The organism is Kribbella sp. DT2, from assembly GCF_049844575.1.
GTDB lineage: Bacteria > Actinomycetota > Actinomycetes > Propionibacteriales > Kribbellaceae > Kribbella.
This window is the reverse complement of sequence record NZ_JBNCLH010000007.1, coordinates 238,252-248,702: the sequence shown is the minus strand read 5'-3', so window position 1 is coordinate 248,702 and position 10,451 is coordinate 238,252. Positions and strand designations below refer to the sequence as shown.

The following is a 10,451-nucleotide window of genomic DNA, read 5'->3' as shown; positions in this document are numbered from 1 at the left end:
AGGAAACGGGGACCTCGGACAGATTATTTCCTGTCCGGGGTCCCCGTTTGGTGTTCAAGGCACCCGTACGAAGCCGCCCGGCGTGCGGGGTGCGGCTACGGGAAGCGGGTCGCCATCGCGATACAGGCTCCCGCGGCGGCCAGCGTGAAGAGCATCGCGATCCCGGCGAACCGTGAGGTGACTTCCTTGTCGACCTTGTCGTAGCCGACCGAGGAGCCGATGTCCTTGTAGACGTCCTCCAGCTCGCCCGCGGACTCCGCCGTGTACGCCTCGCCGCCGGTGATCTCGGCGACGCTGCGCAGCTCGGCGCGGTCCGGGGGAACGCGCTGCCGGATCCCGTCCATCTCGATGAAGCCGGAGTCGGTGCCGAAGGTGATCGTGTAGACGGGCGTGTTCTTCGCCTTCGCCGCCTGCGCGCCTTCCTGCGCCGTCCGGCCGACCGTGCGCTTGCCGTCGGACAGCAGCACGATCCGCGCCGGGGCCGGGTCGTTCGGGTGCTCGGGGTCCGGCGGGACCTGGGTCAGCGACTGCAGCGAGGTGAAGATCCCCTCACCGGTCGCCGTCGACTCGGCCAGCTCGAGGCCGTCGATCGACCGCTGCACGGTCGCCCGGTCGGTCGTCGGCGGCACGATGATGGACGCCGTACCGGCGAAGTTGACCAGCGACACGTTGAACTTCGACGGCAGCTGGTTGACGAAGTTCTTCGCCGACTTCTTCGCCGCCTCGAGCCGGTTCGGGTCGACGTCGGTGGCCATCATCGACAGCGAGACGTCGATCGCGACCACGATCGTGGCCCGCTCGCGCGGCACCTTGACCTCGTCCTTGGGCTGGGCGAACGCGACCACGCAGGTCGCGGCGGCCAGCAGCGCCAGCCCGACGGCGAGGTGCCGGCGCCACTGCGGACGGCGCGGCGCGACCCGGTCGAGCAGGGCGATGTTGGTGAAGCGCAGCGCGTACTGGGCGCGCCGGTGCTGCAGGTAGATGTACGCCGCGATCACCAGCGGGATCAGCAGCAGGAACCAGAGTCGGGCCGGAGACAGGAACTCCATCAGCGAGCCACTCCCTTCGGCGGTTGGTGCAGGCGCGGCGCGACTCGCTTGTAGGCGAGCACGAACCGCACGGTGTCGGCGACCCAGTCCCGGTCGGTCCGCAGAACCAGGTGCCCGGCTCCTACCCTACGCAGGGCGGTCCTGGTTCGTTCCCGCTGCGCGAGCGCCGCGGCGGCGTACTCGTCGCGAACCCGGCGCTTGCGGGTGTCGATCTCGCGCACCGCGCCGGTCTCGGGGTCACCGATCATCACGACCCCGATGTTCGGCAGCTCGAGCTCGCGCGGGTCGACGATCTCGACCGCGAGCACCTGGTGCTGCGCGGTCAGCTTGCGCATCGCGCGCTCCCAGGACGGCTCCATCCGGCTGTCGATCTCGCCGTCCTCAGGCGTCAGGAAGTCGGACACGACCACCCGCAGGCCGCGCTTGCGCTGCGTCCGGGCCATCGAGTCGAGCGCACCGGCCAGGTCGCTGCGCGCCTTGTGCTCGCCGTGGTCCTTCTCGGCGAGCAGTGCGCGGAGCAGCCCGTACAGCGCGAGGCGGCCGGAGCGCGCCGGCCAGCGGCGCAGCGTCGCGTCGCGCAGCATCAGCCCGCCGAACCGGTCGCCGAGGCGGTGGGTGAGGAAGCCGACGGTGGCCACGGCGGCGACCGCGAGCTCACGCTTCTCCAGCTGCGACGTCCCGAAGTCCATCGAGGCGGACAGGTCGACCAGCGCCCAGGTCTCCAGCTCGCGGTCCGCGATCAGGTCGCGGACGTGCGGCATCGTCGTCCGGGCCGTGACGGCCCAGTCCATCCGGCGGACGTCGTCGCCGACCTGGTACTCGCGGGCCTCGGCCAGCTCGGTCCCCGGCCCCGGCAGCAGCCCGAGGTGCTCGCCGTGCAGGTAGCCCTCGAGCCGCCGTACGACGGTCAGCTCGAGCCGCCGGAGCGCGCGCTCGGGTGCGAGCTGCGAGATCGTCATCGCAACCCTCGGGTCGGGTCGGTTGGCCATCCTCTAGACGAACTCGGGGCGGCCGGACTGGTCGTTGCCGTCGCGCCAAACCGGCTGCGGCGGCGGGACGGTGGCCAGGATCCGCTCGATCACGGCGCGGGCGTCGATGTTGTCCGCGATCGCGTCGAAGGTCAGGCCGAGCCGGTGGCCCATCACGTCGAGCGCGACGGTCTGCACGTCGCTCGGCAGCAGGTAGTCGCGGCCGTGGATCAGGGCCAGCGCCCGGCCGGCCGAGATCAGGCCGAGCGTCGCGCGGGGGCTGACGCCGAGCTCGATGATCGGCTCCAGGTCGGGCAGGTGGAAGTCGGTCGGCGTCCGGGTCGCCATCACCAGGCGGACGGCGTACTCGGCGACCAGGTTGTGCACGAAGACCTGCTCGGCGGAACGCTGCAGCTCCATGATCGTCTCCGGCTGCAGCACCTGACGCGGCTGCGGCGGGTCGACGCTCATCCGGCGGAGGATCTCGAACTCCTCGTGACCGCGCGGGTGGGGGACGTCGATCTTGACCAGGAACCGGTCGCGCTGCGCCTCGGGCAGCGGGTACACGCCCTCGGACTCGATCGGGTTCTGGGTGGCGATCACGATGAACGGTTTCGGCATCGGGAAGGTCTGCCCGCCGATCGACACCTGCCGCTCGGCCATCAGCTCCAGCATCGCCGACTGCACCTTCGCCGGCGCCCGGTTGACCTCGTCGGCGAGCACGAAGTTCACGAACGTCGGGCCGAGCTCGATGTCGAACGCCTCGCGGGTCTGCCGGTAGATCCGGGTCCCGACGATGTCGGAGGGCACCAGGTCGGGGGTGAACTGGATCCGCGCGAACGACCCGCCGACCACGGACGCGAAGGTCCGTACGGCGAGCGTCTTGGCCACGCCCGGCACGCCTTCGAGCAGGCAGTGGCCCTTCGCCAGCAGCGACACCATCAGCGTCTCGACCATGTGCTCCTGGCCGACGATCACGCGTTTGACCTCGGTGATCGCCTCGCCCACCAGACGAGACTGCTGGGCCACTGACCCTGCCGGGACGGTGGTTTCGGTCATGCCTGTCCTTCCGGGGCCCGCACGGGCCTGGTGCTCGGGAACAACGGCCATTCCATCAGATCCAGGGGCAAACCCACACCACGCCCCACCCCGGCCACTCACCATCCTCCCCACCCACTCAAATCGGTACTCCCTCTGACGGCCTGTACCCAGCGTCGTTGGTCCCCCACCGACGCCCTCCAGCAGCACGCAACGAGACACCGTCACCACCGATATGGTGGGATTGACCCCAACATGACCGCGACCGAGTCCCGAACCGCTGCACCGCCGGACGCTCCCCGAGCGAGCGTCCCCGCGCAGCCGGGCCCGGACGCGCTCCCGCTGCTTCCCGAGGACCCGCCCCGCGTCGGCGAGTTCTGGCTCCGCGGCCGCCTCGGCGCGAACGCCGCCGGCTACCTGTACGCCGCCGCCGACGAGACCGGGCGCGGCGCCGTCGTCGCGATGATGACCGAAGGCTCCGCCGACGACGCCTCCGCGCGGGACCGCTTCGTACGCGCCGTCGACGAGCTCCCCGAGGAGTCCGTCCTCGCCCACAACGACTCGGACGACGACGACCTGGCCCTCTGGGTCGCGCTGGGCCCGCTCCGCGAGGACGACGGGTCCAGCTCCGCCGCCGACGAGCGCCAGATCGCCGAGCGCCGCGGCGAGGACGTGCTGTCCGCCGTACTGATGGACCGTGTGCCCCAGATCGGCCGGGTCCGCGGGCCCGACTTCCGGCACTACTGGGAGAACCGCCGCCGCCCGGGCCTGTTCCGCATCTGGCCGCTCCCCTGGCCCGCGGTCCTGCGTCCCGCGTCGAGGCTCGCGCTGATCCTCTCGCTGCTGACGATGGCCATCATCATGGCACTGGCCGTACTGATCGCCTGGCTGCTGTTCCGCAACGCCCCCGAGGTCGACCCCGGCCCGATCATCCCCGACCCGAGCGGCACCGCCACGGTCACGATCACCCCGACCACCCCGCCCCCCGGCAGCACCGGCCCCGGCAGCCCGGCCCCGAGCGGCAGCCCCACCTCGGGCACCCCCACGACAACGGGCCCGGGCCCCGGCCCCGGCACGCCGAACTCCCCCGGCACCCCGGTGGACCCCGCCGACCGCTTCTAGCAGCCCGCGGGAGCCCGATGCCCCGGCGCCACCTTGTAGCTCACACCCGGCCGCCGCCAACCTCAGCCCGCGCCGACCTACCCGGCCGCATTACCGCCAACCCCCGCCGTACGCCTGGATCTCAACAACGCGATCAGCCCGATCAGGCTGACCACTGCCCAGGTCCCCTCCAGCAGCAGGAAGCCCCAGGACCGCTCGACCCCCGCGATCACCGCGAGGATCCCCGAGCCCACCAGGTTCAGCACCTGGTAGCGAAGGGTCTTCTGCTCCAACCGTCCCGCCTGGGACGCCGCGAAGGCGATCAAGATCGTGATCGCGCCGGCAATTTCGAGGACGTCGACTGCATGCATGACACTGCCCCTCCCAGGGGCTGGCGTCGTCTTTGCGTCGACCGGGTACGGCGCCGTCTCGTCCGGGGGCCCGCGGCAACGGGTCCTCCCGCCAGACTACCGGCGGGAGGACCCGAGCAGCGTCACAGCGAGTTCTTGACCGCCGTCGCCTTCGCCACCAGCTGCCCGGCGGCCGCCGCCGGCACGACCTTCTTCGCCGCGAGCACCTTCACCTCGATCACGAACGCCGTCAGCGCCGCCTTCGCGACCAGGTTCTGGCCCTTCTGCACCGCCGACCGGGCCGTCCCCAGCTTGAGCACCAGGCTCGCCTCGACCGCCTTCGGCAGGTGCAGTCCCTTCACGTCCGCGGTCAACGTCGTCAGCGCCGCGTCCGCGCCCGGCGCCTCCACGATCTCGACCGACCCGGCCTCGCAGTTCGCCCCCGAGGGCCGGAACGTCATCCGCTGATCGTCCTCGACCAGGCAGTTCGCGACCGGGACCCGCCCACCCAGCGGACTAGTCGCCGCCGGCACCCGGACCCGGGCGAATCCGAGCCCACCCAGCGCCCCGAGCTGCGGGTCGGCCGCCGTCACCAGGTCGGACGCGATGCTGCCGCAGCTGGCGTCCCGCCGTACCGAGAAGCCGAGCGACGTCCCGGCGAACGCCCCGCCGATCCCCGCGCACGACGTACCGACCTTCGGCAGCACGATCGCGCTCTTCTCGCTCCGCACCTGAGCAGCCGGTACGGCGGCGATGTGCGCGCCGGTCGTCGCCTGGTCGTCGGCCATCGTCACGTGGGTCAGTGTGGTCACCGCGGCGTTGGTCACGGCGAGCCCACCACCGGTCGCGGCCGTGTTGCCGTTGAACGTGCTGTTGAGGAAGCTCGCCGAGACGGCCGCCATCCGCGCGCCACCACCGGTCCCGGTCGCGACGTTCCCGGCGAAGGTCAGCTTCTCGCCGGTGAGGCCCTCGGTCGCCACGTCCAGACCGGCGCCGTTGACCGCCTTGTTGTTGTCGACCGCCATGTCGGAGAGGTAGACGGACATGCTGTTGTCGACCTTCGCGCCTCCGCCGTTGCCACCGGCGGTGTTGTCGCTCAGCCCGGTCCGGTCCACGAACAGCTGGGTGATCTGCTGGGCGTACAGGCCTCCGCCGTCGCCGGTCGCGCTGTTGTGGTCGATCGGCGTCTCGTCGAACGACATGTCGAACGGCCCCGTCGTGTCGACCGTGCCCGCACCACCGCCGTTGCCGCCGGTCGTGCTGTTGCCGATCAGGGAGCCCTTGTACATGTGCAGCGCGCCGAACCCGAGCCAGACGCCACCACCGCCGCCGACGGACTGGTTGTCCTCCACCAGAACGCGGTCGAGGCCGACGTCCGGCGTCACGCCCTGGTCCTCGATCAGCACCGGCGTCAGCGAGATCCCGCCGCCGGGCTGGGTGCTCCTGTTCCCGGTGACGCTGGACAGCAGGCCGTAGATCCCGGTCGACCCGTTGCCGCGCTTGAACGCGGTGAACGAGATACCGCCGCGCGCGTCGGCCGCCGTCAGCCCGTTGCCGCTGACGCCGGTGGAGTACATCCGCAGGTCGCCGCAGTTGCTGCACAGGATGCCCGCCCGGCCGTTGCCGGAGATGTTGCTCTGGTCGATCTCCATCGTGTTCGCCGCGAAGCCCTGGCCGGAGTTGCTGATCCCGGTCCGGGTGTTGTTCGTGATCGTCGTGCTCTCCAGCGAGACCGGGTACCCGTCGACGAGCGACAGTCCGGAGCCGGTGTTGTCCGAGATGCTCGTGCCGTTGATCGACAGCGAGCAGTTGTCGCAACTGATCACGCTGCCGGTGTTGTCGTGCAGGCTGCCGGCGAGCAACGTCATCCGGTACGGCGTGGTGCCGTGCCCGAAGCTGCTCCAGACGACGCTGCCGCCGGGCGACAGCACGTTGCGGACCTCGACGTAGTTGAGCATCAGCTCACTGTCGGAACGGACCGCGGCGCCTTCCAGCGCGGTGTTCGTGGTGTTCGGGCCACCGTCGATGACCAGGTCCCGCAGCTCGAGCCGGCCGTCGTGACTGGTGCTGTTGACCACACCCTTCGCGTCACAGGTCTGCTCGATCGTCGAGTTGTTGCCCTGGACAACCAGTTCGTGGTTGTCGGCGTGCGTCAACGGACCGGAGCAGACCGACAACGGGTAGGTCAGGCCGGCGCCGAGCGTGATCACGTCGTCGGCGCCGTTGCCGGAGGCGGTGGTGAAGGCCTCCCGCAACGAGGTCAGGCCGTCACCGCCGTCGACCACGTCGGCGGTCGTGGTGACCGTGATGGCGGCGGCCGAGGCCGGTGCGGTCGTGACGACGACCAGGCACGATCCGAGTAGTCCGGCCAGCGCGGCGGCGCGCAGGCAGGACACAGTGATTCTGGACATGACATCCCCCCACAGGAAGCGAAGGCACCAGAATTCACCAGCGATCCGTCACTGACAAGACCTCACCAGGACTTCTGCAGGAACTGTCAATCGTTTTCCGACCGCTCAGTCGGTGAGCAGCCGCGCCAGCTCCGGATCGCGCCAGAACCGCTCGGGAACAGGCTGCCGGACCAACGTCGCGTCGGCCCTGATCTCGGCCGGCGTCGCCGCACCGATCAGCACCGACGTCACCGCCGGATGCCTGCCAGGGAAGGCCAAAGCGGCCTGCGGAAGCGAGACGCCGTACGGTTCGCAGACCGCGGAGATCCGGCGCGCGCGGATCGTCAGTGGGTCAGTCGTTTGCTTGGACCGATCGGTCAGCAGGACCTCTTGGGTGAGTACGCCGGAAACGATCGCGGCGACTCCCCTTGCCTGGCAGCGATCCAGCAGCGGCTCGCTCGACCGGTCGAGCAACGAGTACTGCCCGGCCAGCAGCACCACGTCCAGCTCGACGTCCCGAACGAGCCGGTCGAGCTGCTCCCACTCCCGCCCCGCGACACCGATCGCGCCGATCACACCCCGCTCCCTCAGTTCGGCCAGTACGGCGTACGCGGCATCGATCGGCTCGCCGCCCGGATCCTGCACGAAGACCAGGTCGAGCGACGTCACGCCGAGCCGTTCGAGGCTGCCGGCGACCGACTCGCGGACCCCGTCGAGGCCGACCTTCGTGGACAGCAGGAACCCCGAGCGCGGGTGTGCGGCCAGCGCCGTACCGAGGCGTCGTTCGGAGTCGCCGTACGCCGGTGAGGTGTCGAAGAAGCGGATCCCCGCCGTGTACGCCGCCTCGATCGTGGCCGCCGCCACGTCGGCTCCGGCGGCGCCGAGCCGCGACCCGCCGAGCCCGAAGCGCGGCGGGCGGAAACGCGGCGTCGTCGACGGAGCGAGCACACGGCTGGGAGCGGTCATCGGCCACACCTCCCTGGTCGGCACTACCAGGATCGGCCCTGTGCGACGGTTTCGCATCTCGAGCCCCGCGCGTACTCCGCGGGGCCCGAGACAACGATCAGCGGCCGGAGTCGTACAGCGCCTTCACCTCCGTCGCCTCGAGCGCGCGGTCGAACACGTGCACCTGGTCGACGACCCCGTCGAGGTAGTCGACCGGGTTGCCGCCGAACTTGCCGCGCCCGATCACCGTGTTGCCGGTCGACGTCGCGTCGAGCGTGCAGGCCGACTTGGTCGCAACCAGTGCGCCGTCGACGTACAGCCGCAGCTCGCCCTTGGCAGCGTCCCGTACGCCGGTCAGGTGGTACCACTGGCCCGGGTTCGGCTTCGTCGGCGCGAGCGCGCGCTGCCCCGGGAAGCTCATCGCGAACCGCTGGTCCTGGCCGGAGTACTGCAGGAAGAACGCGCTGTCCCGGTCGCCGTCCTGGCTGACCACGGTCTGGAACCCGCCGTCGGCCTTGTTCAGCTTCACCCAGGCGGTCGTCGTGTAGTTGCCGTTGGTGTCGATCAACTGGGCGCCGGTGTCGACGAACTGGCTCGTCCCGTTCGTCGCGACGCCCTGGCCGTTCTTGCCGGGGGCAAAGGTCGCACCGCCCTGCAACGTCGCGTCGTTGTCGCCGGCAACGTCCTCGCCCGAACCGTCGAGCGGGTAGAAGTGGATGCCGTCGGCACCCGGCGTACCGGGTGGTGGGGTGGGTCCGCCGCTGCCGGTTCCGTCCGCTCCCGCGATGATCTGCTCGTTCATCGCGCGGACCTGGGCGAAGTCCATCTTCGGGACCTGGCGGTCGTAGGTGAAGAAGCCGTTCACCTCGCCCTCGACGTCGGTGATCTGGGTGTAGACCGACCCGCTGATCCCGCAGGTGTTCGCCGACCGGAGGACGTCACGCTGGTTCTCGACGTACCGGCGGGTGAGCGTCGCCGAGTCCGGCGTCATCTCGTACGCGAAACCGTCGCCGAACCACATGTGGTCCTCGGTCTTGAGCCCGAAGCCGCCGTGCTCGCCGTCGACCGCTACGCGATCGCCGGACGGTGTGGCGGTCGCCGGCCCGAGGTAGGCGTGATGGTCGATCATGTCGCCGCGACCGGAGTCGCCGAGTGAGTCGCAGCAGTTCATTCCGCTGTGCGCGTTGACCAGCCGGGACGGATCCTGCGCCTTGACGCTGTCGGCGATCCGCCCGGTCTCGGCCAGGTCCCACTCGCCCCAGCCCTCGTTGAACGGCACCCAGGTGGTGATCGAGGTGAAGCTCTTGTGCTCCTCGACCATCTCGTGCAGCTCGGCCTTGTACTGCGCCTGCCAGGCCGGCGGGATCGGGTCGGTCTTGGAGGCCGGCATGTCCTGCCAGACCATCAGCCCGAGTTTGTCGGCCCAGTAGTACCAGCGGTCCGGCTCGACCTTGATGTGCTTGCGGACGGTGTTGAAGCCGAGCTCCTTGTGCTGCTCCAGGTCGAACCTGAGCGCCTCGTCGGTCGGTGCGGTGTTCAGCCCGTCCGGCCAGAAGCCCTGGTCCAGCGTCGACAGGTTGAACAGGATCTTGCCGTTCAGCGCGAGCCGAAGCTTGCCGTCGGCCCCTTTCAGCTTGCCGACCTCGCGCAGTCCGGCGTACGAACCGACCTGGTCGACGACCTTGCCGCGATCGATCAGCTTGACCTTCAGCGTGTAGAGGAAGGGGTTGTCGGGCGACCAGAGCTTCGGGTTGGGGATCTTGATCTCGAGTTCTTGGTTGGCTTTGCCTCTGAGGGCTGTGACTTTGCGGCGGCCGTCGTACACGGTCGTCTCGACGTCGAGGTTGGCCGGGCCGGTCGTGTCGGCCGTGACCTTGAGGGCCTTGCCCGGTACGTCAGGCGTCAGCTGGAGGCGCTCGATCGAGGACCGGGCGACCGGCTCCATCCAGACCGTGCGCCAGATGCCGGAGCTGCCCTGGTAGAAGATGCCGTGGTCGCCGACCTCGCGCTGCTTGCCGATCGGCTGGAACGTCTCGTCGGTGAGGTCCTCGGCCCAGACGATGATCTCCTGCGGGCCTTTTTGGTGCAGGGCGTTGGTCACGTCGACCGAGAACCCGTCGTACCCGCCGCGGTGGGTGGCGACCTCGCGGCCGTTGACCCAGACCCTGGCGTCGTAGTCGACCGCGCCGAAGTGCAGCAGGAGCTGCTGGCCCTTCCACGCGCTCGGGACGGTGAAGGTGCGGCGGTACCACATGCGGTCCTCGTGGCGCTGGACGCCGGAGAGAGCGCTTTCGATCGGGTACGGGACGAGGACCTTCTCGGCCAGCGTGCGCCCGAACGGCGGTTGGTCTCCTGGGGCCGCGGCGGCGAACTCCCACAGGCCGTTGAGGTTCTGCCAGCGGTCGCGGGTCAGCTGCGGCCGCGGATACTCCGGAAGCGCGTTGGTGGGTGAGACGTCGTCGGTCCAGGGCGTGCTGAGCGGTGGAGTCCCTGGCTGCCAGGCCGGAGCGGCCTGTGAGGTGGGGACCACGATCGCGGTCGCGGCCAGGAGGCCGGCCACGACCGCGGCGAGGCGTCGTTTCATGCGACTGTTTCCTTCCGGGGCGGGGA

The 10,451-nt window shown here is 70.1% G+C and carries 8 protein-coding genes and 1 riboswitch; of the genes, 1 reads left to right on the top strand and 7 read right to left on the bottom strand.

Features of this window, described 5'->3' with window-relative positions; all coding sequences use genetic code 11:
• Positions 1-95: 95 nt before the first annotated feature.
• Genes ACLQ2O_RS28700 through ACLQ2O_RS28690 form a run of 3 tightly spaced genes read right to left on the bottom strand, consistent with a single transcriptional unit; the run spans position 96 to position 3,076 of the window.
• Positions 96-1,049, bottom strand: a complete 954-nt coding sequence (locus ACLQ2O_RS28700) for a VWA domain-containing protein (RefSeq protein ID WP_425837145.1) — start codon at positions 1,047-1,049, stop codon at positions 96-98.
• Positions 1,049-2,008 (bottom strand): DUF58 domain-containing protein, encoded by a 960-nt coding sequence (locus tag ACLQ2O_RS28695; protein ID WP_425837143.1) that lies wholly within the window; start codon positions 2,006-2,008, stop codon positions 1,049-1,051. The genes ACLQ2O_RS28700 and ACLQ2O_RS28695 overlap by 1 nt, the downstream gene beginning before the upstream one ends.
• 33 nt (positions 2,009-2,041) lie before the next feature.
• Positions 2,042-3,076 (bottom strand): AAA family ATPase, encoded by a 1,035-nt coding sequence (locus ACLQ2O_RS28690; RefSeq protein WP_425837140.1) that lies wholly within the window; start codon positions 3,074-3,076, stop codon positions 2,042-2,044.
• A 234-nt stretch (positions 3,077-3,310) separates the two neighbouring features.
• On the opposite strand from ACLQ2O_RS28690, the gene ACLQ2O_RS28685 reads away from it, so the two are divergent.
• Complete coding sequence (locus ACLQ2O_RS28685; protein ID WP_425837137.1) at positions 3,311-4,177, top strand: hypothetical protein; 867 nt, start codon at positions 3,311-3,313, stop codon at positions 4,175-4,177.
• Positions 4,178-4,254: 77 nt separating this feature from the next.
• Here the strand turns inward: ACLQ2O_RS28685 and ACLQ2O_RS28680 are convergent, their stop codons facing one another.
• The 4 genes from ACLQ2O_RS28680 to ACLQ2O_RS28665 all read right to left on the bottom strand — a co-directional run bounded on the left by ACLQ2O_RS28680 (position 4,255) and on the right by ACLQ2O_RS28665 (position 10,425).
• Positions 4,255-4,527 carry a CBU_0592 family membrane protein gene (locus tag ACLQ2O_RS28680; protein WP_425837134.1) on the bottom strand — a complete coding sequence of 91 codons (273 nt, stop codon included), beginning with the start codon at positions 4,525-4,527 and terminating at the stop codon, positions 4,255-4,257.
• Between the two features lie 20 nt (positions 4,528-4,547).
• Positions 4,548-4,615, bottom strand: a riboswitch (guanidine-III (ykkC-III) riboswitch).
• 34 nt (positions 4,616-4,649) lie between these two features.
• Positions 4,650-6,917 (bottom strand): right-handed parallel beta-helix repeat-containing protein, encoded by a 2,268-nt coding sequence (locus ACLQ2O_RS28675; RefSeq protein WP_425837132.1) that lies wholly within the window; start codon positions 6,915-6,917, stop codon positions 4,650-4,652.
• Between the two features lie 105 nt (positions 6,918-7,022).
• On the bottom strand, positions 7,023-7,862 hold the full coding sequence (locus ACLQ2O_RS28670; RefSeq protein WP_425837129.1) for an aldo/keto reductase: 840 nt from the start codon (positions 7,860-7,862) through the stop codon (positions 7,023-7,025).
• 97 nt (positions 7,863-7,959) lie between these two features.
• Entirely contained in the window at positions 7,960-10,425 is a 2,466-nt protein-coding gene (locus ACLQ2O_RS28665) for a LamG-like jellyroll fold domain-containing protein (RefSeq protein WP_425837126.1), read from the bottom strand.
• Positions 10,426-10,451 lie beyond the last annotated feature (26 nt).

Coding starts and splice junctions, on each gene's coding strand:
- ACLQ2O_RS28700 (WP_425837145.1), bottom strand. CDS start 1,049: ATGGAGTTCCTGTCTCCGGCCCGACTCTGGTTCCTGCTGCTGATCCCG.
- ACLQ2O_RS28695 (WP_425837143.1), bottom strand. CDS start 2,008: ATGACGATCTCGCAGCTCGCACCCGAGCGCGCGCTCCGGCGGCTCGAG.
- ACLQ2O_RS28690 (WP_425837140.1), bottom strand. CDS start 3,076: ATGACCGAAACCACCGTCCCGGCAGGGTCAGTGGCCCAGCAGTCTCGT.
- ACLQ2O_RS28685 (WP_425837137.1), top strand. CDS start 3,311: ATGACCGCGACCGAGTCCCGAACCGCTGCACCGCCGGACGCTCCCCGA.
- ACLQ2O_RS28680 (WP_425837134.1), bottom strand. CDS start 4,527: ATGCATGCAGTCGACGTCCTCGAAATTGCCGGCGCGATCACGATCTTG.
- ACLQ2O_RS28675 (WP_425837132.1), bottom strand. CDS start 6,917: ATGTCCAGAATCACTGTGTCCTGCCTGCGCGCCGCCGCGCTGGCCGGA.
- ACLQ2O_RS28670 (WP_425837129.1), bottom strand. CDS start 7,862: ATGACCGCTCCCAGCCGTGTGCTCGCTCCGTCGACGACGCCGCGTTTC.
- ACLQ2O_RS28665 (WP_425837126.1), bottom strand. CDS start 10,425: ATGAAACGACGCCTCGCCGCGGTCGTGGCCGGCCTCCTGGCCGCGACC.